Raw genomic sequence first — 25703 nt, 5'->3', positions numbered from 1 at the left:
GGTAGGGTGGGCGGATTTCCGCCCACGCGGTCGAAATTCAGTATTGCAGCCCGTGCGACTGTTCAGATCACGACGATCACCGCGTGGGGTGATCCGGTCCAGTGGGCCGGATCACGAGCCGCCCACCCTACGGATGAGCAGCATCTCTTAGGTGACCGGCATTGGGCACCGTGCCGGCCTTCAGTCGGCGACGAACACCACCGCCGTGCGCGGCGGCAGCGTGAAGCTGCCGCTGGCGCTGTCGAAGCGCGCCTCCTGCGCGCGTGCGTCCGCGGCGCCCGGTGCGGTGTGCACCGGATGGAGGCGCAGGCGCTTGCCGCGCAATTGCGCGTCGCCCACGGTGCGCGCTACCTTGTCCACGTTCACCAGGTAGGCCAGGCCGGCAAAGCCGGCGCCCGGGTAGCCCTGGCCGTCGATCCAGGCCGCCAGCACGGTCGCCTGTTGCTGCGGCCCGGTGTTGAAGAAGCGCAGGCGCCGCACGATGTCATCCGTCGTGCGCAGGCGCAGCAGGGTCGAGCTGGCCCGGATCTTCAGCAGGTCGCGGAAGGCGTCGCGCGCGAACGCGATGTCGGCCGGCGCGGGCTTCAGCGCGGCATTCGCCAGGTAGGGCTTGAGCAGCGGCCAGTCCTTGCCGTTGTCGTCCTGCTGCGGCAAGCCGGTGCCGAAATAGTTGTCCTGGTAGCTCCAGTCGATGCGGTTGAACCAGTCGCCGGAGTTGAAGCTGTTCTTGTCCAGCGACTTCGAGCGCAGCGTGTCGATCCCCGCATGGAAGTAGGCCACGCCCTGGCTGAAGGCATTGATCGCCATGCCCAGCACCTGCACCCGGGCGCGCTCGGAGCTAGTGGTGGCGACCGGCAACTTGAGCACGTTGATGTCGTACAGGGTCTGGTTGTCGTGGTTTTCCACGTAGTTCACCACCTCGCCCGGCTGGCTCGCGAAGCCGGCCGGCTGGTCGCCGTAGGCGATGTCTTCCAGCCTGCGCAGCCTGCCGTCGAAGGTCGGGAAGGCATACGGGCGCACCGAGCCGGCCAGGCCGACGCGTACCATGTCGGCCGCGCGCAGCAGGTCGACCTCCTGGTGCCCGCCGCCCAGCGCGTTCGGGTCGTACACCAGGCCGTTGATGTAGCCCTGGCGCCGGACCATCGCTTCGCCGGCGTCGCCCGCTCCGCCACCGCGCACGGCGTCGCGCGCGCGGTCGCTGAAGCTGCCGATGCCGGAGCCGTTCAGCGACAGCTGCGAGGCCTGCACGAAGCGGGCGCCATTGGCCACTTCACCGAAGTTCCAGCCTTCGCCGATCAGCTGCACATGGCGGCCCGCGGCGGCGTTCACGCGCTGCTGCAGGCGCTCCATCGCCGCGCGCGGCTGGTGGCCCATCAGGTCGAAGCGGAAGGAATCGATCTTGTAATGGCGCGTCCACAGCACGCTCGAATCGATCATGAGCTTGGCCATCATGCGGTTCTCGGTGGCCGTGTTGTCGCAGCAGGTCGAGCGCTCGATGGCGCCCGCCGCGTTCAGGCGGTGGTAGTAGCCGGGCACCACCCGGTCCAGCACCGATTTCTCGTTCTGGCCGGCGATGAAGGTGTGGTTGTAGACCACATCGAGGCCGACGCGCAGGCCGGCGCGGTGCAGGTCCATCACCATCTGGCGGAACTCAAGGATGCGGCGTGCGCCGTCGGAGGGGTCGCTCGCGTAGCTGCCTTCCGGCGCATTGTAGTGGTACGGGTCGTAGCCCCAGTTGAAGCAATCCTCGTGCGCGGTCTTGCGGATGAGGGCCTGCTGGTTCTCGCTGTCCGGCGCGCCGGCAGGCTGGGGCAGGGCGCAATCCTTTTCCGGCACGCTGCCCAGGTCGTACACCGGCAGCAGGTGGATGTCGGTCATGCCCGCCTTCGCCAGCGCCTTCAGGTGGCGCATGCCGTTCGAATGCATCTCGCCGAAGGCCGTGTACTTGCCGCGCTTCTCCAGCGGCACGCTGGGGTCGTTGATCGAGAAGTCGCGCACGTGCAGCTCGTAGATGACCATGTCGGTCTGGGCCTTGACGGTGTCCGGCGCCCGGGTGGCGTCCCAACCCTTCGGCTTGAGGTGTGCGGCGCCAAGGTCGGCGATGTAGCTGCGCTTCGAATCGGTATTCAGGCTGACGGAATACGGATCGGTGACGAGGTTGCGCACCATTCCCACGCCGTCGACCGCGACATCCACCGCGTAGCGGTAATATCCGCCGGACAGGTCGCGCGGCACGGCCGCTTCCCAGGCACCGGTGCGCCCGTCGAACGTCATCGCATGCACGGCGCTGGCCTTGCCGCTTGCACTGTCGTAGGTACACACGGCCGCCGTGCGCGCGGTCGGCGCCCACAGGCGAAACGCTGTTCGGCCTTTCTTCGGCGTGGCCCCGAGGTCCGGGATGCTGCCTGCTGCCGCATACAAATCGTCGAGCGCACCGGCCACCTGGATGCGGGTGGCGGCGCGCACCGTGCCGTCGGGTCCTTCCTGCACCAGCACCAGCTGGCCGCGGTGCAGCGCCGGCATGCGCGGCAGGTCGGACGCGCGCACCGACAGTAGCGGGCCGGCGCCGACGTAGTTGAAGCGTGCCGGGAGCCTGGCTCCCGTCGCTTCGAGCGGCAGGCTGCCGTCGGCGCCTTCGACCTTCATGCCGGGCTTGGCCACGATCGATGCCTTGCCCGAATGGTAGAGGCGGAAGCTGCCCGCGGCGTCGGCGCCCGGCCAGGTGAGCAGGCGGCGGTCGAGCCAGACGGCGCGCGCATCGAGGGTCGTGCTGGAAGCGTGCACGACCTGCTGGAAGCCCGGATCGTTGCAGGTTTCCAGGGGAACCGCGGCGTGGGCGGACGAGGCGAGGGCGGCGGCCAGTGCGGCCGCTGCTGGGGCATTCTGAAGTCGGGTCATCGTGGCGAAGAAGTGGAGGAAGCAGGGCGGGCGCAGGGAAACCGCGCCCGCCGTGGGAACGCGCCGGTGTCAGGCGCGGTAGTGGTCGACCATCTTGTAGCGCCTGGCGTACAGGCCGAAGGCCAGCGCGGCCAGCATGGCGAAACCGGCGAAGAAATACATCTGGAAGGCGATGACGCCCACCCCCGAGTTCTCGATGCGCGCGATCACGGCCTCGTTCTTCACGCCCTGGTTCACGATCAGCACCCACAGGTTGCCGACGGTGACGGCCAGGTACCAGAGCGCCATGATCACGCCCTTCATCGAGCTTGGGGCCTGGCTGTAGGCGAATTCGAGGCCGGTCGCCGAGACCAGCACCTCGCCCAGGGTCAGCAGCGCGTAGGGCAGGATCTGCCAGGCGATCGACACCGCGTCGCCGCCGTCGAGCTGCACCTGCAGGTGGCCCACCACGATCCAGGCCAGCGCCGAGAAAGCGATACCGGCCGTCATGCGGCGCAGGGCGGTGGGCACCAGACCGATTTTGTTCAGCAGCGGGAACAGCACCAGGTTGTTGAACGGGATGAGCAGCATCACCAGCAGCGGGTTCAGCGCCTGCATCTGGGCCGGAAGAACCTCGAACGTCCAGCCAAACAGGTCGACTTCGGTGGACATGGTATTGGCCTGCACGATCCAGGTCGAGGCCTTCTGGTCGAACAGCGACCAGAATGGCGTCACCAGGCCAAACACGATCAGGAGGCGCAGCACGGAACGTACGCCGTCCACGGCGACGTCCGGGTGCACGCCGCGGGCGCGTTCGAGTTGCATCGAGGCGCCGATGCCGACGCAGGCGAGCAGCAGTACCAGGCCGGTACAGATGGCAATCAGGTAGCCCCATTCCGCGGCCTTGACCACCGACGCCAGTACGCCAAGCACGCCCGCAGCGGCGACGAACAGCCCGGGGCGGCCTGCGCCCGGCTGTTTCGCGAACAGGGCGGTGCGGACCACGCGCAGGAAGGAGTGCGGATCGGCGGGGGCGGGTGGCACGTGCACGTATTTCTTCTTGCCGCTCCACAGGATGATGGTGGCGATGAACATCAGGATGCCCGGCACGCCGAAGGCGACCGAAGGACCGTAGTCGCGCAGCAGGATCGGCATGGAGACCGAGGCAAAGAAGGAGCCGAAGTTGATGATCCAGTAGAAGGCATCGAACACGACCTTGGCCTTGCTCTTGTTGGTCTTGTCGAACTGGTCGCCGACAAAGGAAGCCACCAGCGGCTTGATGCCGCCCGAGCCGAAAGCGATCAGGAACAGGCCGAAGTAGAAGCCCTGGACGCTGTGTTCGAAGATCGCCAGGCAGGCATGCCCGGCGCAGTAGATCAGGCTGAACCAGAAGATGGTGTTGTATTTGCCGAAGTAGCGGTCGGCCAGCCAGCCGCCCAGCAGCGGGAAGAAATACACGCCCATCATGAAAGCGTGGAACACGTGCTTGGCTTCGCTTGCGCGCTGGTCCTGGGCAACGAATACCAGCAGGGTCGAGATCAGGAAGGGCGTGAGGATGTTGCGCATCCCGTAGAAGCTGAACCGCTCGCAACCCTCGTTGGCGATGATGTAGGGGATCTGGCGCGGCATGCGCCCGCCGCTGGTTGGTTCGCTCTTTGCTTCGGTGGCTGTGGAGGTCATGGCTTCCTCGAAAAATCGCAACAGACGCGATCCTATGACGAGGCCGAGTTACTTTGCAATAAAAATATCACTGCGAAACAAAGGAGATACATATCAGGCGTAGTTTTGCTACTTATCGTCGCGAGCAAGAAGCAAGAAATTTTTATAAGTTATTGAAATTAATAAAATAATTATCTTATTTTGCGAAAATTAGTCGATTGTAAAGTCGCAAATGATCCTGTATATTGCCTAGAATTCCGATCATCTTCCACGGACCAGCCATGACCCAGACTTCCAGGACCGACAAGCCCGACTGGTGGAAAGAAGCCATCATCTACCAGGTCTACCCCCGTAGCTACCTCGACACGAATGGCGATGGCGTGGGCGACCTGGCCGGCATCACCGAGAAGCTCGACTACATCGCGAGCCTGGGTGTGGACATCGTCTGGCTGTCGCCCTTCTTCACCTCGCCGATGAAGGACTTTGGCTATGACATCGCCGACTACTGCGATGTCGATCCGCTGTTCGGGACCCTGGCCGACTTCGACCGTCTGATCGAGAAGGCGCACAGCCTGGGCCTGAAGATCATGATCGACCAGGTGATGTCGCACACCGCCGACACCCATCCCTGGTTCGTGGAGAGCCGCAAGAGCCGCGACAATCCGAAGTCCGACTGGTACGTGTGGGCCGACCCGCTGCCGGACGGCTGCCCGCCCAACAACTGGCTGTCGGTGTTCGGCGGTTCGGCCTGGCAGTGGGATACCCGGCGCAAGCAGTACTACATGCATAATTTCCTCGTCAGCCAGCCGCAGCTGAACTTCCACAACCCGCAAGTGCAGCAGGCCCACCTGGACGCCCAGCGCTTCTGGCTCGCCCGCGGCGTGGACGGGGTGCGCATGGACGCCTGCGTGTTCCACTTCCACGACCGCCAGCTGCGCAGCAATCCGCCGGCCCTGGTGCGCGACACCGCGACCGTGACGGATGTGAACCCGTACGGCATGCAGGCCCACCTCTACGACAAGACCCAGCCCGAGAACATCGCGTTCCTGCGCAGGGTGCGCGCCCAGCTCGACGAATTCGGCGCGGTCTCGATCGGCGAAGTCAGTTCTGACGACGCGCTGGCGCAGATGGCCGAATACACCGAAGGCGGCGACAAGCTGCACATGGCCTACAGTTTCAACCTGCTCACGCCGCAGTTCACGGCAAGCCACATCCGCCAGCAGGTCGAGGACTTCAACGAGCGCGTGAAGGATGGCTGGGCTTCCTGGTCGGTGGGCAACCACGATGCGATCCGGGTCGTGACCCGCTGGGGCAATGCGCCCGGCCAGCGTCCCACGCCGGCGCTGGCCAAGCTGGTGCTGGCGATGCAGCTGTCGCTGCGCGGCACGCCCTGCCTGTACCAGGGCGACGAGCTGGCCCTGCCTGAGGCCGATGTGCCGTTCGAACTGCTGCAGGACCCGTACGGGATCACCTTCTGGCCCGAGTTCAAGGGCCGCGATGGCTGCCGCACCCCGATGCCCTGGACGGCCGAGGCGCCGCATGCCGGCTTCACCACGGGCAGTCCGTGGCTGCCGGTGGCCGGGCCGCACCTGGCCGCCAGCGTCGCGGCGCAGGACGCCGACCCGGACTCGATGCTGAACTTCCAGCGCCGCTTCATTGCCTGGCGCAAGACCATGCCGCAGCTGACCCGCGGCGACATCGCGTTCTTCGATGCGCCGGAACCGGTGCTGGCGCTGCGCCGCTCGGCGGAGGGGATGGACGAGGTGCTGGCCGCGTTCAACCTGTCGGACAGCGAGGTGAGCTTCGAGTGGCCTGACGCCGCCGGCGCGCAGGCGCTCGACGCGCATGGCCTGCCGGGACGGGCGGAGGGCGGCAGGCTGACCCTGCCGCCCTACGGCGCCTGGTTCGGCAGCGTTGCGGCCGGCGCCACGCGCCCGGCCTGAACGCGCAGCAGCCTAGCGCGACTGCTTGCGGCGCGCGGCGGCGATGCCGGCCATGCCCAGGCCCAGCAGGGCCAGGCTGGCCGGTTCCGGTACGTCTCCGGGGGGAGGGGTTTGCGTGACGCGCACCAGGAAAGTCTCGGCAAAAGGCTGGTTGCGCTGGGATTCGGACCCGGCCAGCGGCGAATGCCAGACATAGCCGGCCGCCGCGTCACTCAGGTCACAATGGTCCCAGACGCTATTGAAGTAGGTGGCGGCGCACAGCGCCTGTCCATTGGAAGTGAACGCCGCAAGCAGGGCATTCAGGTCAGTGAAACTGGCATTCCACTGTGCATCGCTGGCGAAGGCAAAATCATGGTGCAAGACCACGGCGCCGCAGGTATTTCCCGCGCCGGCACAAGGGCCTGCATAGACCCATTCAAAGCCGCCGGCCTTGACGATCAGCGATGGATCCGGCGCCTGGCCAAGAAGGCTTACGGCGGCGGCCGTTCCGGAGGCGCTTGCGCCGAGTGCGAATAGTGAGGCGGCGAGTAGTTTGGCGAGTGTCTTGTTCATGGAGGATCTCCCTGTTGGTTGGTGTGGATGCCACGCGGACTGCCCATGTAACACAGCAAAAACCATGCCAAAATTAAATTTCTTTTAAATTCAGTCATTTATCAACCTAGGGCTGATCGCAATCAATGGTTATGTAAATACTTTCGTCTCTGTCTAATGTGAGAGAGCCGAGAGCCAAGTGCTTGCCTGCCCCCTGTCGGTTCGGGCTGCGCTCCGGTATCATGGCGGGATGAGTGAGATTTCCTACCTTCCGTTTGTCATAGGTGTTGCCGGCGGCAGCGGCAGCGGCAAGTCAACGGTGACCCAGCAGGTGCTGGCTTCGTTCGGCGCCGACATGGTGTCGGTGGTGATGCAGGACGATTACTACCGCGACCAGTCCGACCTGAGCCCCGAAGTACGCCGCAAGCAGAACTACGACCATCCGCAAGCCTTTGACTGGCCCCTGCTGGTGCAGCACGTGCGCGCGCTGCGCAACGGCGAAACGATCCAGATGCCGGAGTACGACTTCACGATCGACAACCGTTCCAACAAGACCATCCCCGTCAAGCCGGCGCCGGTGATCGTGATCGAGGGCCTGTTCGCCCTCTACGACGCCGACCTGCGCAAGATGATGTCGCTGAAGATCTTCGTCGACACGGCGCCCGACGTGCGCTTCATCCGCCGCATGCAGCGCGACATCGCCGAACGTGGCCGCACGATGGAAAGCATCGTCAGCCAGTACCTGGAAACCGTGCGTCCGATGCACAAGCAGTTCATCGAGCCGACCAAGCGCCACGCCGACGTCATCCTGCCGCACGGCGCGAACGGTCCAGCGGTCGACGTCATCACCACCAAGGTGGCGAGCGTCATCGGCCAGCTCAAGCGTCCCTGATCCGTACGGCGCTCTACCGGAGCCGGCGCGATAAGCGTGCGTGCCGTGCCTGGCCCGGACCAGCGCAGCTGGCGGGCTGGATCCACCTGCGCGCAACCAGCCTGAGCGCAGCAGCCGGCCGTGCCGGGCGATTCAGTCTGCGCTCTTGAGCTCGACGCGCCGGATGTTGCGCCGCCATTCCTGCAGCGTGAGCAGGGTATCGGTCGCCGTGTCTTCCACCAGGATCTCGTCGCCCTGCTGGGCCACCAGGAAGCTCTCGCGGCGGTGCACGCTGTCGGCGCGGTTCTCGACAAAACTCAGCTGGTAATACTTGCGCCCGTTGACCTCGCGCGGGACCGGATCGTCCTCGATCACGGCGCCATGCGCCTTGCCCTGCGAGCGCCGCTCGATCTGTTCCGAGCGCGCCTTCAGTTCCGGCACAGCGAGCAGGGCTTCCATCGCCTGTTCCCTGGTGCGCAGCGGTGCTTCCTTGACGACGGCGGGCGCCGGCTTGGGCGCTTCGCGCTCGGCGCGCTTGCAGCCGGCGGCCATGAGCGCGAGCGCGAAGGCGGCGGCCAGCAGGGGCAAGGTGGGACGGGCAGCGGCGCGGATCGACATGGAAGCCTCACAGGGTGAGGGCGCAGTCTACACCTTGGGTGTTTCGGCAGCAACAATCACCGGGCACCGTTGGCGCGCACGTTGCGGGCCAGGTAGTGCGCCAGCTCGGCGTCCGGCGCTGGAGCCGGCGGGCCGCCGAGGTGGCGGTGCAGCATCTGGAGCAGCAGCTGCAGCTGTGCCTTGCGGGCCAGCGGATTGCGCGGATTGTGGCCCTCGTCCGGATCGACCAGCAGGCTCACCGGCTTGCCCATCGCCTGCAGGCGCGCGACGTAGTCGGTGACCGCTTCGACGTCGACTTTGTCGTCCTTGCCGCCGGCGATCAGCAGCAGCGGCGCCTGCACGCGCCCGGTCAGTCCGTGGGGCGCATCGCGGGCGATGGCGGACAATTGCGCCGCCCTGGAGGGATCGATGCCCACCTCGGCCAGCACCTGGCGGATGGAAGGTTCGCCCGGCCGCGCCGGCTCGGCCGCCGACAAGCGCAGGGTGCGTGCAAAGTCGGTGGGCGGCTGGGTAGCCATCCCGAAGCGGAACATGGCCGGCGTATGGGTCAGTGCCAGCAGGGTGGCATAGCCCCCGAAGGAAGCGCCGGCGATGCCGAGCCGCTGCGGATCGCCGACACCTTGCGCCAGCAGCCAGCGCACGCCGTCGATGATGTCGGCCTGCACGCGGCCGTTGCCATAGTCGGTTCCCGGCGCCGCCGTATAGCGTTCGCCGTAGCCGGTCGAGCCGCGGAAGTTCGGTTCGAACACCGCGTAGCCGCGGTTGGCCAGCAACTGTGCGGAAGGACTGTAGCCGCCCTGGACATGGTTCCATGGCCCGCCATGGACCACGGTCACCAGCGCGAGCGTCCGGGCGGCCCGCCCGGACGGCAGGGTCAGGTAGCCGTGCAGCATGGCGCCGTCCGAGGCCGGGTAGCGTAGCGCGATCCGCGCGGCCAGGTGGCGCTCGTCGGGAATGCCTGCGCGTTCCCGCACCCCGTCGAGAACCGGGCGGAAGGTCCAGCGCTGCAGGTCGAGCATCCAGAAGCGCGCATGGGCCGTGCGTGCACCCCGTTCCGCCAGCAGGCAGGCGCCCGGCGCACAGGATTCCACCCCGACGCCGCCTGACGGGAAGCGTCGTGCGATGGCGGCCGCGATGCGCCGGCCCTGGGCATCGAGCCCGTACAGCCGCAGCGCCGGCAGCTGGTAAGTGGCGAGCATCGGCTGGCCGTCGCGCGGCGACAGCGTGACGCCGACCAGGTCCGACAAGGCTTCGGGATCGGTGTGGACCACGCGCTGCACGCCACTGGCGAGATCCACGTCGAGCAGCGCCTCGCGGTCTCCCGCGTGCACGGCGCGCAGGAACAGTCGCTTGCCGTCCGGCGACAGGGCGATCGGAACGCAGGTGCGCAGGGGTTTGCAGCGCACGGCTTCGGTCCAGTCCTGCCCGCGGCGCCACAGGATCAGGTGCGAAAAATCGGGCTGTTGCCGGCGCAGGACGGCAAGCCTGCCGTCGGGTCCGGCGAGATGCCCGGCGAGCTTGCCCGGTCCCTCATGGAGCACGCTGCGCTTGCCGTCGGCGCCAATGCTGAGCACCCGCGCCGAGCGTCCCTGCAGCTTGTTTTCCTCGACGATCGCGTGGCGCGGCATGGCCCGGTCGATGCCTGCAAAACGCTCGCCGCCATCCTTGCCGAATCTGGCGATACGGCCGCCCGCGCCGTCGCGTGCGTCGAGCGCCGCCATGCCGCCCGCCTGGACCACGAACAGCACCTTACTGTCGCGCGACCAGTACACGCGGTCATCCGGTTCGAGCGCGGCGTGCGCCTGCGCCGGCCCACCGGCGGCCGAACCGACATGGAGCATGGCCTTGCCGTCGGCGTGCTCGACCCAGGCGAGCCGGCTTCCGTCGGGAGACAGGCGCACGTCGCGCAGCCGTTCCGGCAGGTCGAACAGGGCGGGGGGCAGCAGCGGGGGGCGCGCAAGCGCCGCGGCGCGCGCCAGATGCGGCTGCAGGGACGTGGCCGGCGGGGCCGCCGCGGCAGCGGTGGCGCATGCCGCGCCGAGCGCCAATGCAGTGGCCAGGGAGGCGGCCAAGGAAACGCCCAACAACCGGCGTGCGCGGGCCCGCGTCCCCCGGACGCAGTCAATTCGTCGCATGATCGTCCTTTCAGGCGCTTGCCGCCATCGGCGGTGTCGGGATGGCGCGCGCGCGGCACGCGGCAGAGACCGGATGCGGCGTCAGCACCCACTGCGCGGCGACGCAGGGCGGTCCCAGCACCAGGGCGGCCGCGCACCAGGCCAGCCTGCGGCGCGCCGATTGACCGCGTACCCGCCATGCGGCCAGCGCGGCGGCGAGCATGCTGCCGATCAGCGCTGCCGCGATCACGCCGGCCGGCCGAGAGGGCGCGGGCGTGCCGGGCAGGTCCTCGATCACGCCCTTGTCGAGCAGGCGCTCCGGCAGGTCCAGCAGCGTATGGAGCGCCGGCGACAGCCACCATGCGCGGTGCGCGAACAGGAGCGGAAAATCGGGGACGAGCTCACGGCTGACGATCGTCTGTGCACGGCCCCCCGCATCCACGAACACCACATGCTGGCGTGAGCCAGCCCCGCCGTGCGACAGGCGCTGGCCGAAATTGAATGACAACAGGGCGCCGTCCATCAGGGGGGCGACATCGACCCGCCCAAGGTCGCCGAACGGACCGGGCAGGAGGACGCTGTACAGTTCTTCCAGCGGCGCTTCCGGTGTGGCCGGTTTGCGGTAGGCGATCAGGCGCCGGTTGGTCAACATGAATCCCTGGCGGCCGACTTCCTGCAGGCCGCCCGTCAGCGTTTCCGGCGCCTGCACGGAGAGCAGCACCTGGGCACGTCCGGTGTCGGCATCGACGCTCATCAGCTGCTGCCTGGTCATGATGAATTTTCCGGGCAGGACCGGAAAACTGCCGAAGGGGCGCGGGTCGCCGGTCCCGCCGCGGCCGAACCAGCCGCGCGGCGCGCCCGTGTTGGCGTCGCGGCCTTCGTACATCATGCGGTCATGGCTGAAGGTCCAGACAATGCCCTCGTCGGGATCGCGGAACTGCGTCGTGTCGATGTTGGCGATCTGGCCCGGCACGACATGTTCGCGGTTTTCGGGACGGACCTTGCCGACGTCCAGCAGCGTTAGTTGGCGCTGCCAGTGCACGGCGCGCGGATCGTTCGAAGCGGCCAGCGCGCGCCGCAGGTTGGTACGGCCGTCGGTGCGCGTCAGTTCGGTGTAGCCGCCGGCGGGCGGTACCGCGCTGTTCAGCGGATGCACCCCGGCGAGCATCTGGCCGGACTGGAAGGCGAGCGAGCCGCCCCACAGCAGCAGGCAGTAAAAGCCCAGCACCAGCGGGATCCCGGCCGCCAGCAGGCCGGCCGGCGACGACGGCGGCGCGGTGCGGTCGGGCTTGACGGCGGTGTAGGCCAGCGCCGCCATGAGGACGACGCACAGGAGCGTCAGCGCCAGCAGCGTCCCGCCGGCGACGAGGTGGCCGATGAGCAGGCCGGGAACGAACAGCACCACGAATGCGCCGCGGCGCCCGCACAGCATCAGGTAGGTCGCGCCCAGCCAGCCGATGAAGGCCACCAGCGCCAGGTAGACAGGAATCACGTAGTGGCGCGCATCGACGGTGCGGCCGCTGAGCCGGTCGGTGCCGGCGACCGCCAGCAGGGCCGGCAAGCCGATCGCGAAGACGAGCAGCGCCAGCGATGCCAGCGACAGCGCGCCGAAGATGCGTACGCGCGGCAGTGGGCGGTGCAGCAGCCACAGCCAGCGGCTGGGCTGACGGTAGCTGCTGAACTGGACCGCCGCAAAGCCGAGTCCGGCCAGCGCGCTGAGGACCATGAAAACGGCCTGTTCGGTCCAGTGGCGCTGCAAGGGTTCCAGGAGGCGTGAGGCGAGCAGCTGGATCAGCAGGTGGACGCAGGCAGCGACCAGGGCCAGGGTGCGGAAGCGCCGGCACTCGCTGAGGAAGAGTTCTTTCATGTCGTGGCTTTCAGGCTGCGGCGCAGAAGGTGGGGGCGCCGGCATGGCCGCGCGCCAGGAAACCGTTGACGGCCCGGTCCAGGCTGACCGGCATTTGCCGGGCGGTGCGCGCGCCCATCAGGCGCAGGCGATGGCCGAAATCGGCGCCGCCATCGAACACCACCAGGTGGGTCAGGCCGTCGATGACGCGCATCTCCAGCACGCCGGGCAGGTGGGCCGCCTCCGGCTGGCGGAACGGGAAGTCGGCGATCCACAAGTTGACGCGTTCGCAGAAGTCGCCAGGCGCCGACATGTGGCGCAGCACACCGCGCTCCATGATCACGAGGTTGTCGGCGACGCGCTCGATCTCTTCCATCTGGTGCGAGCAGTAGACGATGGTGGCGCCGTCGTCCAGGCTGGTCTGCAGCAGCGCCTCGAGGAAGGCGCGCTTGGCCACCACGTCCAGGCCGAGGGTCGGCTCGTCGAGGATCAATAATTCCGGCCCCTGCGCCAGGGCCAGCGCCAGGCTCACGCCAGCGCGTTCGCCGCGCGACAGTTCGGCGATTCCCTGCCGGTCGCCGACGTTGAAGTTGGCCAGCACCTGGCGGTAGCGCCCCTCGTTCCACAGCGGATAGAGGCGGCGCTGCATGTTGGCCAGTTCCTCGACCCGCATCCAGCCCGGCAGGGTGTGTTCCTCGTTGACGAAGCCGATGCGCGAGCGCAGTTGCGGGGTGAGCGCGCGGCTGTCGCAGCCGAGCACTTCGGCGGTGCCGGCGTCGCTCGACGCGAAACCGAGCAGCACGCGGAACAGGGTCGACTTGCCGGCGCCGTTGGCGCCGACGATGGCATGCACGCCGCCGCGCGGCAGGTGCAGGCTCAGGTGGTTCAGGGCCGGCTTGCCCTTGTAGGACAGGCACAGGTCGTCGGTACGGATCACGAGATCGTTCATGGTGTCCTTTATTTATGCGACCTTGCGCGGCAGCGCGGCCGCCAGTTCGGCGTCGACGCGCTCGAGCACTTCGCTGCTGGAGTAGCCCAGGCCGATCACGTCGCCGGTGAAGCGGTCGACCGCCTCCATCAAGCGCCGTTCGCGCTCGGCGTCCGACAGCCGCTGGCGCGGCGGCAGCACGAACAGGCCGAGGCCCGCGCGCGACTCCACCCAACCTTCCAGGGTCAGTTCGCCGTAGGCCTTGGCTACGGTGTTGGGATTGATCGACAGCTGCTGGGCCAGGCCGCGCACGCTGGGAAGCAGCGCGCCCACCGGCAGCTCGCCGCTGGCGATCAGGCGCCGGACACCGTCGACGATCTGGCGGTTGATCGGCCGGGTGTCGCCGGTGGCAATATTCAGCATCAGGGGTGTTCGGCGACTCATCTCGGGCTCCTAACTGTACTATTACGCGTAATACAGTAGCGCCGGGCCGGGTGCTTGTCAATATGTGCATGGGCCGGGCGGCGTAGAATATGCGCCGTCCATATTCAAGGGGGAATGCGGTGTTCCACAGGCTGAATGTGCCCGAAGGCGAACTGGCGGAAGCGGTGCGCGGCTTCGTCGCCATGTCCGCGCAGGATGGTGCCGAACCCTCGGCCCGGCGCAACTGCAGCGCCTGGCGCGCATCGAAGACGCGCTGGCACGGCTCAGGCGCGGCGACGGCGCTTCAAGCGTCCAGCGCCAGGCCGTTTGCCTCGCACCACGCACGCAGCGCAGCCAGGGTGCGCTCCTGACGGAAGGCATGCCAGGCTGCGAGCAGGCCGCGCGTCTGCGCCAGTCTGGAAAAACGGACAAATCCACCGCTTGCACCAAGCAGGGCACGCACGTCCGCCTCGTCGACCGGCATGTGCAGGCGCACGAAGTCGAGCACCAGCGCCGGGCCCAGGCCGAGCCGTCCGGCGCCCGGCACCGCGATGTAGTGGCCGTCTTCGCGGATATCGTCCGGCAGCGGCCTGTGGCGGCCCACCATGTCGGCCGCCACCAGCACCGCGCCGCTGGCAGGGCAGACCCAGGCACGGCCGGCGCGCGGTGGGTCGGCCAGGATCATCGCGTTCTCGAGTTCGTCCGCATCCACGCGCGCCATGCTCGCCTCCAAAAAGAAAAAAGCCTGCAAGGCTTGCACCTTACAGGCTTTTCGGGACGGGGTGGCGCCGGAAGGACCGGCGCCAGGCTCCCCTTGCAGGACGTGGCAAATTACATCATGCCGTCCATGCCGCCCATGCCACCCATGCCGCCCATGCCGCCCATGCCACCGGCCGGCTTGTCTTCGACGACTTCCGAGACCATGCAGTCGGTGGTCAGCATCAGGCCGGCGATCGACGCTGCATTCTGCAGGGCCGAACGGGTGACCTTGGCCGGATCCAGCACGCCCATTTCGACCATGTCGCCGTAGGTGCCGTTGGCGGCGTTGTAGCCGTAGTTGCCCGAACCTGCGATCACGGCAGCGACCACCACCGACGGCTCGTCGCCGGCGTTCTGGACGATCATGCGCAGCGGCTCTTCCATGGCGCGCAGGACGATCTTGATGCCTGCGTCCTGGTCAGGGTTGTCGCCCTTGATGTCCAGGTTCGAACGTGCGCGCAGCAGGGCCACGCCGCCGCCCGGGACGATGCCTTCTTCGACGGCAGCGCGGGTGGCGTGCAGCGCGTCTTCCACGCGTGCCTTCTTCTCTTTCATCTCGACTTCGGTGGCTGCACCGACGCGGATCACGGCAACGCCACCGGCCAGCTTGGCCACGCGTTCCTGCAGCTTTTCGCGGTCGTAGTCCGAGGTCGCTTCTTCGATCTGGACGCGGACCATCTTGACGCGTGCTTCGATCGATTCAGCGGCGCCGGCGCCGTCGATGATGATGGTGTTTTCCTTGCCCACTTCGACGCGCTTGGCCTGGCCCAGTTCGTTCAGCGTGACCTTTTCCAGGGTCAGGCCGACTTCTTCCGCGATCACCTGGCCGCCGGTCAGGATGGCGATGTCTTCCAGCATGGCCTTGCGGCGGTCGCCGAAGCCCGGGGCCTTGACGGCGACGGTCTTCAGGATGCCACGGATGTTGTTGACCACCAGGGTCGCCAGCGCTTCGCCTTCGATGTCTTCGGCGATGATCACCAGCGGACGGCCGGCCTTGGCGACTTGCTCCAGCACCGGCAGCAGGTCACGGATGTTCGAGATCTTCTTGTCGCACAGCAGGATGAACGGGTTCTCGTGAACGGCGACCTGCTTGTCCGGGTTGTTGATGAAGTACGGCGACAGGTAGCCGCGGTCGAACTGCATGCCTTCCACGATGTCCAGCTCGTCGTTCAGCGACTTGCCGTCTTCGACGGTGATGACGCCTTCCTTGCCGACTTTTTCCATCGCTTCGGCGATACGCTCGCCGATCGAGGTTTCCGAGTTGGCCGAGATGGCGCCGACTTGCGCGATCTCTTTCGAGGTGGTGGTCGGCTTGGCGATCTTCTTCAGTTCTTCGACGGTGGCGGCGACGGCCTTGTCGATGCCGCGCTTCAGGTCCATCGGGTTCATGCCGGCGGCGACGAACTTCATGCCTTCGCGGACGATGGCTTGCGCCAGCACGGTCGCGGTGGTGGTGCCGTCACCGGCGTTGTCGCTGGTCTTCGATGCGACTTCCTTCACCATCTGCGCGCCCATGTTCATGAGCTTGTCTTTCAGTTCGATCTCTTTCGCGACCGAGACGCCGTCCTTGGTGACGGTCGGGGCGCCGAACGAGCGCTCCAGCACGACGTTGCGGCCTTTCGGGCCCAGGGTGACTTTCACTGCGTTGGCGAGGATGTTGACGCCTTCAACCATCTTGGCGCGCGCTGCGTCGCCGAAAATTACTTCTTTAGCTGCCATGTCTTTTTTCTCCGAATGAATTCGTTGGGTATCAAGGATTGTGCGAGATTACAGGGCCACGACGGCCATGATGTCTTCTTCGCGCATGACCAGCAGTTCCTGGCCATCGACCTTGACGGCCTGGCCCGAGTACTTGCCGAACAGGACGCGGTCGCCGACCTTCACTTCCAGCGCGCGGACTTGGCCGTTTTCCTGCACCTTGCCGTTACCGACGGCGAGGATCTCACCCTGGTCCGGCTTCTCGGCGGCTGCATCGGGGATGATCAGGCCGGATGCAGTTTTGGTTTCCTGGTCGAGACGCTTCACGATTACGCGATCGTGCAGAGGACGAAGGTTCATGCAAAACTCCTTATTTACGTAGTGGTTGACTAGCTATTCAGGCCGCCGCCAACGGGGCGCCGGCTGGGAATGTGGTGGATACCGTTTGTTAGCACTCTCAACTAACGAGTGCTAACGCATCGTGATTATAGGGACGATAACACCCCTTTTCAAGCGGGAATGTGTGGGAGCTAACCGACATTTTTGCGCGAGCACAAGCGAATGGACGGGTTGTACACTATCGCTTGTGGCATCCACGACAATAGCCGGGCAGGGTACACCGGAACCGGCAGGGACGGCCACACGGCAGGCCGCCGCCCGCGCTTGCCCCCGGTTCGCCCTCGGTCCGCACCGCATCCCACGCCTTCGGGGGATGCGATTCGGTTGACGAAAAAACCATCTCAGTCCTATAGTGTCGAATGATTTCTGAATTTCAAGACCTCTCCGACAAAATCGACCGGCTCGCCCAGTTGACCCAGTCGCTGCGCGCCGAGAACTACCTGCTGCGCCAGGCCAATACCCTGCTCAGCGCCGAGAACCTCGCGTTCAAGGAACGCCTGATCCAGGCCCAGCACCGGGTCGAGGCGCTGCTCGAACAGTTCCCCGCGCCGGAAGCCCCGCCAACCGAAGACGGTACCGACGAAGCCAGCGAGGCCACCCAATGATCTACCTGGATTGCAGCATCATGGGCCAGTCCTATCGCCTGGCCTGCCGCGAAGGCGAGGAGCGCACCCTGCGCGAAGCGGTCAGCTACCTCGATGGCAAGATGTGCGCGCTGCGCGACTCGGGCAAGGTCAAGGGCACCGACCGCATCGCGGTGATGGCGGCACTGAGCGTGGCGGCCGAATTCCTGTCGGTGAAATCGCCCCAGGGTCCGCTGTCGGACATGTCGATCCTGGAGGTCAAGCAGAAGCTGGAAGCGATGCACACCGTCCTCGACAAGGCGCTCTCGCCCCAGGAAAATCTGTCCTGAAGGTCAAATTCGTTTGACATGGCGGGCCAAGCGAGTAAACTGCGCTCTACCCTGCGGTGTTCGAGATTTGCCATATATTCCTTGAACCATTTTCGTGCATAGGTTGTGGGACATGTTCGGTGGGCGTGAGCGTCGCTAGTCCGACGAACCCGAAATTGAACTGACTGCGACCACCTTGAACCGTCTGGTTCGGGATGCCGGCAAAAACGGCACAGGCGGGGCTACACACACGAGCGGTTGCGCACTCCGGTACGCAGCCGCTTTTTTTTATGGATCGCTGGTGATGGAGAGGGAATGGCTTACTGGTTGATGAAATCCGAGCCGGACGAAACGAGTTTCGACGACGTGCTGGCCGCGCCAGGCCGGACGGTGTCGTGGTTCGGCGTGCGCAACTACCAGGCGCGCAACTTCATGCGCGACGCCATGTCCGTCGGCGACGGCATCCTGTTCTACCACTCCAGCTGCGCGGTGCCCGGCGTGGCCGGCATCGCCGAAGTGGCAAGCGGCCCTTATCCGGATGCGACCCAGTTCGACCTTTCTTCACCTTATCACGATCCCAAGGCCACGCGGGAAAACCCGCGCTGGATCTCGGTCGACGTGCGCGCCGTGGAAGGGGGGCGCTACCTGACCCTGGCCGAGATGCGCACCATCCCGGCGCTTGGCGACATGGTGCCGCTGCAGAAGGGCAGCCGGCTGTCGGTCTCGCCGGTGACGGCGCGGCAGTGGAACGCCATCGTGGCCCTGCTGCGCGAAGGGCAGCGCTGATGGACTTCAGCCTGATCCTGGCGCTGCTGGCGATGGGCACCTTCGGCGGCTTCGCCGCCGGCCTGCTCGGCATCGGCGGCGGCATGGTGCTGGTGCCCTTCATCACGATGATCTTCACCGCGCGCGGCTTCCCGCCCGAACTCACCATCCATATGGCGATCGCCACCTCGCTCGCCACTATCCTGTTTACCTCGCTGTCCTCGGTGCGCGCGCACCACAAGCATGGCGCCGTGCTGTGGCCGGTGGTGAAGCTGCTGGCGCCCGGCATCCTGCTCGGTTCCTGGATCGGACCCTGGATCGGCAAGCAGATGAACGCCACCGTGCTGGCGGCCTTCTTCGGCGTGTTCGTTGCCTTCTCGGCCACCCAGATGCTGGTCGGGAAGAAGCCGGCCGCCGCGCGCACGCTGCCGGCGGCGCCGGGCATGTTCGCGGCCGGCGGCTTCATCGGCACCCTGTCGGGCATCGTCGGCGCCGGCGGCGGCTTCGTCTCGGTGCCCTTCATGACCTGGTGCGGGGTACGCATCCACAACGCGGTGGCCACCAGCGCGGCGCTGGGGTTTCCGATCGCGCTCGCCGGCACGCTGTCGAACATCTGGTTCGGCTGGGGCGAGCCGGGGCTGCCATCGTATTCGCTCGGCTTCATCTACGTGCCGGCGCTGGCCATCATCGCGCTGGCCAGCGTCAGCATGGCACCGCTCGGCGCGCGCACCGCGCACCGCATGCCGGTGCGCCAGCTGCAGAAGGTGTTCGCCGTGATCCTGTATGCGCTGGCGGCCTACATGTTCTGGAAGGCTGCCCATCCGGCATGAAACGGACGGGCGGCGGCGCCGGCAGGTGACGAAATGGCGCGGGACGGCTACAATCCGCCGCCAGTTGCGCTGCGGCAGTTGACGCCATGGCGAGGCTTGAATAAGGTCCACAGCATGCCAGCCGACACCGTCCATCTCTCGCCATCGAACACCGCCACCGCCGGGCGCGGCATGTCGCGCGCCGCCAGCGCCTTCCTGCTGTTCGCCTTCTTCTGGATCGTGGCCGCCGCCGCGTTTTCCGGCTTTGCCGGCAAATGGGGCCTGCGCGACGGCGACCCGCGCTTCGGCGTGGCGGCCATGCTGGAGAACGCCGCGCACAAACCCTTCGTCTACCGCCAGCTGGTGCCCGACCTGGCGCGCCGCCTCGACGCCGTGGCCTCCGAGCGCCTCAAGGAGCGCGTCGCCAAGCGCTTCCGGCCCGATGAAGTATTCGCGAAAAGCCAGCCGGGCGACACGCCGGGCGAGCGCTTCCGCTACGCGATCGTGTACTACCTGAGCTTCCTGTCGCTGCTGGGGAGCCTGTTCGTACTGCGCCGGATCCTGTTGCACTTCAACGTCTCGCCGCTGGCGGCGATACTGGCGCCAACCGCGTTCGCGCTCAGCTTCCCCTACCTGCAGACGGTGGGCGGCTACTTCTACGATACGGTGGAACTGCTGTTCGCCAGCCTGGCCTTCCTGCTGGCGCTGCGCGGGCGCCTGCTGGTGCTGGCCGCGCTGGTGCTGGTGGCGACCCTGAACAAGGAGACCTTCTTTTTCGTGCTGCCGGCCCTGTATCCGCTGCTGCGCCAGCGCTTCACGCGCCGCATGGCCTGGTGCGCGGTGGGACTACTGGTGGCGCTGGCGGGCCTGATGAACGTGGCGCTCAAGTTCGCCTACCTGGACGCGGTCGGCGGCGCGCTCGAATTCCACCTCATGACCAATATCGAGGCCTACTTCTCGGGCAACCCGTACTTCCGGGTCGAAACCACCTATGGCCTGGTCGGTCCGTCGCGCGCCTTTGTCGGCACCCTGGTGCTGCTCGGGATCGTGCTGTGGCGCGCCTGGCCGCTGGCGCCGCGCCTGGTGCGCCGCCACCTGGCGATCTGCGCGATCGTCAACCTGCCGCTGTTCCTGGCCTTCTGCGCCACCGGCGAATTGCGCAACCTGAGCACCACGTTTACGGGCCTGGTGCTGCTGGTGGCCTTCCTGATCGACCGCGAAGCCAGCCTGCGCACCGGCCTGCGCGCGCCTGCGCCGGAGGCGCAGGCCAGCCCGGCACTGAAGGAAACCAGGCAGGCGTAGCGGGGACACGCCTACGTAGCGAGGCGGCGCATGCGCGCCCGGTCGAGCGGCAGGTCGCGCACCCGCAGTCCGCAGGCGTCGGCTACCGCGTTCGCCAGCGCCGCCGCTGCCGGTCCCTGGGCCGCTTCGCCGGTGCCGAGGAAGGGCTGGCCGGGCTGGTCCGCCAGGTGCACGCTGATGCGCTCCGGCACCCCGTCGAAGCGCAGGATCGGGTAGCCGCCCCAGTCCAGGCTGGCCACCCGGCCGCGTTCGAAACGCACGCTTTCCAGCAGGGTCCAGCTGGCCGACTGCAGGATGCCGCCCTCGATCTGGTTGCGCACCCCGTCCGGGCTGACCACCTCGCCGCAGTCGACTGCGGCGTCGGCGCGCAGGATGCGCACGAAGCCGGTTTCCAGCGCCACCTCGACTTCCAGCGCCACGGCGCAGTAGGCGGCCGAATTCTTGTAGCGGGCAAAGGCGAAGCCGCGTCCGCGGCGCGGGTTGCGCCCGCTGCCGCGCCGGTAGGCGTTCCAGCCGAATTTCGCCGCCGCCAGCCGCACCACGGCGGCCGCGCGCGGGTCGTCCAGGTGGCGCAGGCGGAAGGCGACCGGATCGGCGTTCGCCGCGCGCGCCAGCTCGTCCATGAAGCTCTCGATCGCGAACACGTTGCAATAGGCGCCCAGCGAGCGCAGCGCCGAGGTGCGCAGCGGCCCGGCCGGCTGGAAGTGGTGGATCACGCGCGCGTTCGGCAGCGCATAACCGGGAATCGCGTTGCGGTCGCCGCCGCCGTCGGGCTGCGGGATCGGCTTCGGCAGGGGCGGGGCGAAGGGGCGCGCCAGCAGGGTGGCGGGGAGCAGGTTGCCGGCCCGTCCGGGGCGGGTGGCGTGGGCCTGGCTCCAGACCTCGTACTGCCAGTCGGCGATCCTGCCATCCGCCCCCAGCGTCGCCGCGACATCGGCCACCATCGCCGGGCCGCAGGGTTCCCAGCCATGCTCGTCTTCACGCATCCACTGCACCCGCACCGGCACGTCGGGGAAGACGCGCGCCAGCAGGGCGGCGTCGGCCGCGGCGTCGTCGGCGCCGTTGTGGCCATAGCAGCCGGCGCCCTCGGCATGGATGCAGCGGATCGACGCCTCGGCGGTGTCGAGCAGCTCGGCCAGCGCGCGCCGCAGCGGAAACACGCCCTGGGCATGGGTCCAGACCGTGTAGCGGCCGCCCTCGCGCAGGGCGATCGCGCACGAGGGACCGAGCGAGGCGTGCAGCTGGTAAGGGCGGGTGTAGGTGGCGCGCAGGGTGCGGCCGGGCGCGCCGGGAGCGCCGCGCGCCAGCACCTGCCGCGGCTGGGCCGGCAGGCTGCGCACCAGCGCGGCGATGTCGCCGAGGTGCGCGGCCGGCGCCGGCAGTTCCCAGCGCGCCGCCTGCGCCAGTGCCTTCGCCGCCTTCACCGCGCGGTATTCCTCGTCGGCGATCACGGCCAGGAAACGGCCGTCGCGCACCACTTCCAGCACGCCCGTCATGCGCGCCACCGCGCCGGTGTCGACGCCGAGCAGGCGCGCGCCGGGCGCGGGCGGGCGCACCACGCGGCCATGCACCATGGCCGGCATGCGGATGTCCTGGAGGTAGGCCAGCTGGCCTTTCAGCTTGCCCGGCAGGTCGACCCGCGGCAAGGTGGCGCCGATCCAGCGCCGTGCATTCGCCATGCGCGGCGGCAGGACGGCACTGGCGCGCAGGTGCTGGTCGCCCCCCGCCACCAGTTCGCCGAAACTCACGCGCCGCCCATCGGGCGCGCGGAACACGCTGTTGTCCTGCGCCAGCGCGGCGGCCCCCACCTGCAGGCGCGCCGCCGCCCGCTCGTGCAGCAGGGCGCGCAGCTGGGCGCAGGCGTGGCGCAGCGCGGTGGCGCTGTCCTGCATCGAGCGGCTGCCGGCGGTATAGCCTTCGTCCGGCGTGCGTTCGGTGTCGGCCGTGATCAGGACCAGGCGCCCGGGATCGATCTGCAGCTCGTGCGCCGCCACCTGCAGCAGCGCGGTCTTGATGCCCTGGCCCAGCTCCGCCTTTCCAGTGAAGACGGTGACGCGGTTGTCGGCGCCCACCCGCACCCAGGCGTCGAGCAAGGGGGTGTCGGCCAGGCTGCCCGGCAGCGCGCCTGGCGCGGCATGCAGGGGAATGACAAAGGACAGGGTCAGCCCGCCGCCGGCGGCCAGGAAGCGGCGCCGCCCCGGATGCGCAGGAGAGGATGCGCGCATCAGTAATTCCGGATCGGCTGGGCCGCCAGCACGTCGGCCGCGCGGCGCACGGCGCGCAGGATGCGCAGGTGGCTGCCGCAGCGGCACAGGTTCGGCTGCATCCAGCTGCGGATCTGGGCATCCGTGGGCGCGGCGACCTGCTCGAACAGGGCGGTGGCGCGCATGATCATGCCGGCGATGCAGTAGCCGCACTGGCCCGCCTGCTCGTCGAGGAAGGCCTGCTGCAGCACCGAACTCGGCACCCAGCGCGTGCCGCCCGATTCCACCGTGCGCACGGCGCGGCTGCCCACCAGCGCCACCGGCACCAGGCAGGACATGACCGCCTCCTTGTCGAGCATGACGGTGCAGGCGCCGCACTGGCCCAGGCCGCAGCCGAACTTGGCGCCATTGAGTTTCAGGTCGTTGCGCAGCACGTACAGCAGGGGTGTGTCGGGATCGACCTCGACGCTGTGCGGCTTGCCGTTGACCTGCAGCTGGAACCTGCTCATGGCGTTCTCCTGTTCTTGACCGCATCCTCGAGCCCGGGCCAGGCTTCGGCGCCGGCGCCGTAGCGCCGCAGGTAGGCGGCCAGCGCGGCCAGCTGGGCGTCGCCGAGCACCGTGGCGAAGCCCGGCATGAAGCGTCCCGCTTCGCCGGCCGGCGGCGCGATGCCGTCGCGGACGATGTGCAGCAGGCTGCGCGGATCCGGCTCGTACAGCGCCACCGCCTGCCGCAGGCGAAGCGCCGACCCCGAGCCGGCGCCGCGGCCAGCTTCGTGGCAGCTTGCGCACGCCATGGTGTAGGTGGTGTAGCCGAGCCGCATGCGCGCCAGGTCGGGGTCGTCGTCGCTGGGCGGGGGCAGGCTGCCGGCTTGGCGCGCCGGGGTGGCGCGCGCCGGCGCCTGCGCCAGGTAGCTGTGGATGTAGGTGGCGATGGCGGCGACGTCCTGCGGCGGCGCCTCGGCCAGTTCGCGTACCACGGCCTGCATCGGGCCGCCCGCGATGGCGTGCCCCGTTGCGCTGCCGCTGCGCAGGTAGTCCAGCAGCTGGGCGCGGGTCCAGGGCAAGGGCGAAGGCGAGCGCGCATTCAGCGCCGGCGCGGTCCAGTCGCCGCTCTCGCCGCCATCGAGGTGGCGGCCGAGGTCGAGGGCGCCGAGGGCGCCGCGCGGCGTGTGGCAGGCGCCGCAATGGGCGAGGGCGTTGGCGAGGTAGGCGCCGCGCTGCCAGTCGGCCGGCTTGCCAGTGTCGGCCGGCCAGGGCGAGGTGTCGAGGTAGAGCAGGTTCCAGAACGCCAGCAGCGGGCGGTAGCCGAAGGGAAAGCGCAGCCGGTTCTCGCGCGCCGGCGCCGCGACGGCTGGGCGGGTCATCAGGTAGGCGTACAGGGCCTGCATGTCGTCGCGGGCCAGCCGGGTGTAGTGCGGATAGGGAAAGGCCGGATACAGCAGGCGGCCGTCGCGCGCCACGCCCTCGCGCATCGCGCGCTCGAAGGCGGCGAAGCTCCAGCTGCCGATGCCGGTTTGCGCATCGGGTGTGATGTTGGTGCCGTGGATGGTGCCGAAGGGCGTCTGCAGCGCTACCCCCCCAGCCAGCGGGCGTGCCGGATCGCGCGTGTGGCACGAGGCGCACATGCCGAGCCGCGCCAGCGCGGCGCCGCGCGCGACCTGCGAGGCGTCGAAACGGGCGGGCGCGGCCGGAACCGGTTCCAGCGCCGGGCGCCACACGAGGAAACCGGCCGCCAGCGCCAGCACCAGCGGCACCAGCGCCGCCAGCCACCATCGGTACCGCCGCCTGCGTGCCGGCTGCTTCATGTGTTTACGCTTTCCTCGCTTGCTGACGACGCCCGGAGCATACCATGCGCTGCACCCGTGGCGCGGTGGTATGCTGGGGCCATGACTACCGATTCCGACATCACGCTGTCCGGCCCGTTCCAGGCCACGGACGGCAAGGGCCGTACGCTCGACGTGAAGGCGATCCGCATCTTCGACGAGGGCTACGGGATCATCGACGTGTACGTCGATTTCAAGGACCGGCTGGAGCCGGGCGCCTACAAGGACACGGCCCTGCTGCGCCAGTTGGTCGAGCGCCTGCGCGCCCTCGGCTACAAGGGCCCGGACTTCGGCCACGGCGACCCCGGCCTGCAGGAAAGCCGCACTATCGTGCTCGAGGCGCCGGAGGAATTCACGGCCTTCGCCAAGAGCCGCGGCTGGAAGAACCTGGCCGAGGATTTCGACTAGGCTCGGCCAGGGGTCAGGCGTGGACCGGGCGCCCGTCCGGCTGGCGGTAGGCCCAGGCCAGCATGACGAGGGCGCCGACGATCATCGGCAGCGACAGCATCTGGCCCGAGGTGATGGGCAGGCCGAGCACGCTGACTTCCCAGTCCGGCACGCGGAAGTACTCGGTGATGAAGCGCGCGCAGCCGTACAGCAGGGTGAACATGGCGCCCACCGCCAGCCGCGGGCGCTGCTTGCGCGCGTACGGCCACAGGATCAGGAAGACGACGATCCCGTCCAGCAGCATCTGGTACAGGGGCGAGGGATGGCGCGGGCCTTCCACGCCCGGCCACAGCATGGCCCAGGGCAGGCTGGGGTCGGCCAGGCGCCCCGGCAGCTCGGCGTTGATGAAGTTGCCCAGGCGCCCGGCGGCATAGCCGAGCGGCACCATGGGGGCGATGAAGTCGTACACGTCGAGCAGGTTGCGCTTCGACTTGCGCGCCCATAGCGCCATCGCCACCAGCACGCCCAGGAAACCGCCGTGGAAGGACATGCCGCCGCGCCAGACCATGAAGATCTCGAGCGGATGCTGGAGGAAATAGAGCGGCTGGTAGAACAGCACTTCGCCCAGGCGACCGCCCAGGATCACGCCCAGCATGCCGTAGAACAGCATGTCGTCCAGGTCTTCGGCCTTCCAGCCCTGGGCCGCGATGTGCGGCTGGCGCAGGCGCACGCGGCCCAGGATCAGGAACAGGGCGAAGGCCACCACGTACATCAGGCCATACCAGTGGATCTGCACCGGCCCGATGGCGAAGGCGATGGGGTCCGGTTGCGGATGAATCAGCATAGGAGTCGG

Annotated in this window: 22 protein-coding genes, 1 other RNA gene and 1 pseudogene; 9 read left to right on the top strand and 15 right to left on the bottom strand. The window is 68.0% G+C overall.

The window, feature by feature from the left end; translation table 11 throughout:
* Positions 1 to 180: 180 nt before the first annotated feature.
* Positions 181 to 2898: an alpha-1,6-glucosidase domain-containing protein gene (locus tag LCI23_RS14975; RefSeq protein ID WP_224947246.1), complete on the bottom strand. Its 2718-nt coding sequence runs from the start codon at positions 2896 to 2898 to the stop codon at positions 181 to 183.
* A 69-nt stretch (positions 2899 to 2967) separates the two neighbouring features.
* On the bottom strand, positions 2968 to 4557 hold the full coding sequence (locus LCI23_RS14970; protein WP_224947245.1) for an oligopeptide:H+ symporter: 1590 nt from the start codon (positions 4555 to 4557) through the stop codon (positions 2968 to 2970).
* A 260-nt stretch (positions 4558 to 4817) separates the two neighbouring features.
* Between LCI23_RS14970 and LCI23_RS14965 the strand changes: the two genes are divergently transcribed.
* Positions 4818 to 6479 carry an alpha-glucosidase family protein gene (locus LCI23_RS14965; protein ID WP_224947244.1) on the top strand — a complete coding sequence of 554 codons (1662 nt, stop codon included), beginning with the start codon at positions 4818 to 4820 and terminating at the stop codon, positions 6477 to 6479.
* A gap of 12 nt (positions 6480 to 6491) precedes the next feature.
* Here LCI23_RS14965 and LCI23_RS14960 read toward each other — a convergent pair whose 3' ends face one another.
* Positions 6492 to 7031, bottom strand: coding sequence for a PEP-CTERM sorting domain-containing protein (locus tag LCI23_RS14960; RefSeq protein WP_224947243.1), 540 nt, complete (start codon positions 7029 to 7031; stop codon positions 6492 to 6494).
* Between the two features lie 229 nt (positions 7032 to 7260).
* Here LCI23_RS14960 and udk point away from each other — a divergent pair, with 229 nt between their 5' ends.
* Positions 7261 to 7902 (top strand): uridine kinase, encoded by a 642-nt coding sequence (udk, locus tag LCI23_RS14955; RefSeq protein ID WP_224947242.1) that lies wholly within the window; start codon positions 7261 to 7263, stop codon positions 7900 to 7902.
* Positions 7903 to 8034: 132 nt separating this feature from the next.
* On the opposite strand, the gene LCI23_RS14950 is transcribed toward udk, so the two are convergent.
* The 8 genes and pseudogenes from LCI23_RS14950 to groES all read right to left on the bottom strand — a co-directional run bounded on the left by LCI23_RS14950 (position 8035) and on the right by groES (position 16627).
* Entirely contained in the window at positions 8035 to 8499 is a 465-nt protein-coding gene (locus tag LCI23_RS14950; RefSeq protein ID WP_224947241.1) for a hypothetical protein, read from the bottom strand.
* A 56-nt stretch (positions 8500 to 8555) separates the two neighbouring features.
* Positions 8556 to 10571 carry a prolyl oligopeptidase family serine peptidase gene (locus LCI23_RS14945; protein WP_224947240.1) on the bottom strand — a complete coding sequence of 672 codons (2016 nt, stop codon included), beginning with the start codon at positions 10569 to 10571 and terminating at the stop codon, positions 8556 to 8558.
* 73 nt (positions 10572 to 10644) lie between these two features.
* Positions 10645 to 12480: a hypothetical protein gene (locus tag LCI23_RS14940; protein ID WP_224947239.1), complete on the bottom strand. Its 1836-nt coding sequence runs from the start codon at positions 12478 to 12480 to the stop codon at positions 10645 to 10647.
* 430 nt (positions 12481 to 12910) lie between these two features.
* Positions 12911 to 13408: pseudogene (locus tag LCI23_RS20695) on the bottom strand (ATP-binding cassette domain-containing protein); the annotation flags it as partial.
* Positions 13409 to 13420: 12 nt separating this feature from the next.
* The gene (locus LCI23_RS14930) at positions 13421 to 13831 is read right to left on the bottom strand and encodes a GntR family transcriptional regulator (RefSeq protein WP_224947237.1); all 411 of its coding nucleotides are present in this window, start codon (positions 13829 to 13831) and stop codon (positions 13421 to 13423) included.
* Between the two features lie 283 nt (positions 13832 to 14114).
* Positions 14115 to 14531, bottom strand: a complete 417-nt coding sequence (locus tag LCI23_RS14925; RefSeq protein WP_224947236.1) for a hypothetical protein — start codon at positions 14529 to 14531, stop codon at positions 14115 to 14117.
* A gap of 110 nt (positions 14532 to 14641) precedes the next feature.
* Complete coding sequence (gene groL / locus LCI23_RS14920; RefSeq protein ID WP_224947235.1) at positions 14642 to 16288, bottom strand: chaperonin GroEL; 1647 nt, start codon at positions 16286 to 16288, stop codon at positions 14642 to 14644.
* A 48-nt stretch (positions 16289 to 16336) separates the two neighbouring features.
* Positions 16337 to 16627: a co-chaperone GroES gene (groES, locus tag LCI23_RS14915; RefSeq protein WP_036244728.1), complete on the bottom strand. Its 291-nt coding sequence runs from the start codon at positions 16625 to 16627 to the stop codon at positions 16337 to 16339.
* A 398-nt stretch (positions 16628 to 17025) separates the two neighbouring features.
* Here groES and LCI23_RS14910 point away from each other — a divergent pair, with 398 nt between their 5' ends.
* The 6 genes from LCI23_RS14910 to LCI23_RS14885 all read left to right on the top strand — a co-directional run bounded on the left by LCI23_RS14910 (position 17026) and on the right by LCI23_RS14885 (position 20434).
* Positions 17026 to 17271, top strand: coding sequence for a hypothetical protein (locus LCI23_RS14910; protein WP_224947234.1), 246 nt, complete (start codon positions 17026 to 17028; stop codon positions 17269 to 17271).
* On the top strand, positions 17268 to 17579 hold the full coding sequence (locus LCI23_RS14905) for a cell division protein ZapA (RefSeq protein ID WP_224947233.1): 312 nt from the start codon (positions 17268 to 17270) through the stop codon (positions 17577 to 17579). The genes LCI23_RS14910 and LCI23_RS14905 overlap by 4 nt, the downstream gene beginning before the upstream one ends.
* Positions 17580 to 17624: 45 nt before the next feature.
* Positions 17625 to 17805: non-coding RNA, 6S RNA (gene ssrS / locus LCI23_RS14900), on the top strand.
* A gap of 68 nt (positions 17806 to 17873) precedes the next feature.
* Positions 17874 to 18344, top strand: a complete 471-nt coding sequence (locus LCI23_RS14895) for an EVE domain-containing protein (RefSeq protein WP_224947232.1) — start codon at positions 17874 to 17876, stop codon at positions 18342 to 18344.
* On the top strand, positions 18344 to 19153 hold the full coding sequence (locus LCI23_RS14890) for a sulfite exporter TauE/SafE family protein (RefSeq protein WP_224947231.1): 810 nt from the start codon (positions 18344 to 18346) through the stop codon (positions 19151 to 19153). The genes LCI23_RS14895 and LCI23_RS14890 overlap by 1 nt, the downstream gene beginning before the upstream one ends.
* A 114-nt stretch (positions 19154 to 19267) precedes the next feature.
* A complete protein-coding gene (locus LCI23_RS14885; protein WP_224947230.1) occupies positions 19268 to 20434 on the top strand; it encodes a hypothetical protein in 1167 nt (388 codons plus the stop codon).
* 11 nt (positions 20435 to 20445) lie between these two features.
* On the opposite strand, the gene LCI23_RS14880 is transcribed toward LCI23_RS14885, so the two are convergent.
* From LCI23_RS14880 to LCI23_RS14870, 3 genes are read right to left on the bottom strand one after another with little or no spacing between them, the layout of a single operon-like run.
* Positions 20446 to 22659, bottom strand: a complete 2214-nt coding sequence (locus LCI23_RS14880) for a molybdopterin cofactor-binding domain-containing protein (RefSeq protein ID WP_224947229.1) — start codon at positions 22657 to 22659, stop codon at positions 20446 to 20448.
* Positions 22659 to 23147, bottom strand: a complete 489-nt coding sequence (locus LCI23_RS14875) for a (2Fe-2S)-binding protein (protein ID WP_224947228.1) — start codon at positions 23145 to 23147, stop codon at positions 22659 to 22661. Before LCI23_RS14875 ends, LCI23_RS14880 begins: the two co-directional genes overlap by 1 nt.
* Complete coding sequence (locus tag LCI23_RS14870; protein ID WP_224947227.1) at positions 23144 to 24445, bottom strand: cytochrome c; 1302 nt, start codon at positions 24443 to 24445, stop codon at positions 23144 to 23146. The genes LCI23_RS14875 and LCI23_RS14870 overlap by 4 nt, the downstream gene beginning before the upstream one ends.
* Positions 24446 to 24526: 81 nt before the next feature.
* Here LCI23_RS14870 and LCI23_RS14865 point away from each other — a divergent pair, with 81 nt between their 5' ends.
* Positions 24527 to 24871 (top strand): hypothetical protein, encoded by a 345-nt coding sequence (locus LCI23_RS14865; protein WP_224947226.1) that lies wholly within the window; start codon positions 24527 to 24529, stop codon positions 24869 to 24871.
* A 13-nt stretch (positions 24872 to 24884) separates the two neighbouring features.
* Here the strand turns inward: LCI23_RS14865 and lgt are convergent, their stop codons facing one another.
* Complete coding sequence (gene lgt, locus LCI23_RS14860; protein ID WP_224947225.1) at positions 24885 to 25694, bottom strand: prolipoprotein diacylglyceryl transferase; 810 nt, start codon at positions 25692 to 25694, stop codon at positions 24885 to 24887.
* Positions 25695 to 25703: the final 9 nt, after the last annotated feature.

The organism is Massilia sp. MS-15 (genome assembly GCF_020176695.1).
GTDB lineage: Bacteria > Pseudomonadota > Gammaproteobacteria > Burkholderiales > Burkholderiaceae_D > Telluria > Telluria hydrophila.
This window is presented reverse-complemented; position numbering and strand designations above follow the sequence as displayed.

Excerpts from the sequence above, each read along its gene's own strand:
- LCI23_RS14975 (WP_224947246.1), bottom strand. The coding sequence starts at position 2,898 with ATGACCCGACTTCAGAATGCCCCAGCAGCGGCCGCACTGGCCGCCGCC.
- LCI23_RS14970 (WP_224947245.1), bottom strand. The coding sequence starts at position 4,557 with ATGACCTCCACAGCCACCGAAGCAAAGAGCGAACCAACCAGCGGCGGG.
- LCI23_RS14965 (WP_224947244.1), top strand. The coding sequence starts at position 4,818 with ATGACCCAGACTTCCAGGACCGACAAGCCCGACTGGTGGAAAGAAGCC.
- LCI23_RS14960 (WP_224947243.1), bottom strand. The coding sequence starts at position 7,031 with ATGAACAAGACACTCGCCAAACTACTCGCCGCCTCACTATTCGCACTC.
- udk (WP_224947242.1), top strand. The coding sequence starts at position 7,261 with ATGAGTGAGATTTCCTACCTTCCGTTTGTCATAGGTGTTGCCGGCGGC.
- LCI23_RS14950 (WP_224947241.1), bottom strand. The coding sequence starts at position 8,499 with ATGTCGATCCGCGCCGCTGCCCGTCCCACCTTGCCCCTGCTGGCCGCC.
- LCI23_RS14940 (WP_224947239.1), bottom strand. The coding sequence starts at position 12,480 with ATGAAAGAACTCTTCCTCAGCGAGTGCCGGCGCTTCCGCACCCTGGCC.
- LCI23_RS14930 (WP_224947237.1), bottom strand. The coding sequence starts at position 13,831 with ATGAGTCGCCGAACACCCCTGATGCTGAATATTGCCACCGGCGACACC.
- LCI23_RS14925 (WP_224947236.1), bottom strand. The coding sequence starts at position 14,531 with ATGGCGCGCGTGGATGCGGACGAACTCGAGAACGCGATGATCCTGGCC.
- groL (WP_224947235.1), bottom strand. The coding sequence starts at position 16,288 with ATGGCAGCTAAAGAAGTAATTTTCGGCGACGCAGCGCGCGCCAAGATG.
- groES (WP_036244728.1), bottom strand. The coding sequence starts at position 16,627 with ATGAACCTTCGTCCTCTGCACGATCGCGTAATCGTGAAGCGTCTCGAC.
- LCI23_RS14910 (WP_224947234.1), top strand. The coding sequence starts at position 17,026 with ATGATTTCTGAATTTCAAGACCTCTCCGACAAAATCGACCGGCTCGCC.
- LCI23_RS14905 (WP_224947233.1), top strand. The coding sequence starts at position 17,268 with ATGATCTACCTGGATTGCAGCATCATGGGCCAGTCCTATCGCCTGGCC.
- LCI23_RS14895 (WP_224947232.1), top strand. The coding sequence starts at position 17,874 with ATGGCTTACTGGTTGATGAAATCCGAGCCGGACGAAACGAGTTTCGAC.
- LCI23_RS14890 (WP_224947231.1), top strand. The coding sequence starts at position 18,344 with ATGGACTTCAGCCTGATCCTGGCGCTGCTGGCGATGGGCACCTTCGGC.
- LCI23_RS14885 (WP_224947230.1), top strand. The coding sequence starts at position 19,268 with ATGCCAGCCGACACCGTCCATCTCTCGCCATCGAACACCGCCACCGCC.
- LCI23_RS14880 (WP_224947229.1), bottom strand. The coding sequence starts at position 22,659 with ATGCGCGCATCCTCTCCTGCGCATCCGGGGCGGCGCCGCTTCCTGGCC.
- LCI23_RS14875 (WP_224947228.1), bottom strand. The coding sequence starts at position 23,147 with ATGAGCAGGTTCCAGCTGCAGGTCAACGGCAAGCCGCACAGCGTCGAG.
- LCI23_RS14870 (WP_224947227.1), bottom strand. The coding sequence starts at position 24,445 with ATGAAGCAGCCGGCACGCAGGCGGCGGTACCGATGGTGGCTGGCGGCG.
- LCI23_RS14865 (WP_224947226.1), top strand. The coding sequence starts at position 24,527 with ATGACTACCGATTCCGACATCACGCTGTCCGGCCCGTTCCAGGCCACG.
- lgt (WP_224947225.1), bottom strand. The coding sequence starts at position 25,694 with ATGCTGATTCATCCGCAACCGGACCCCATCGCCTTCGCCATCGGGCCG.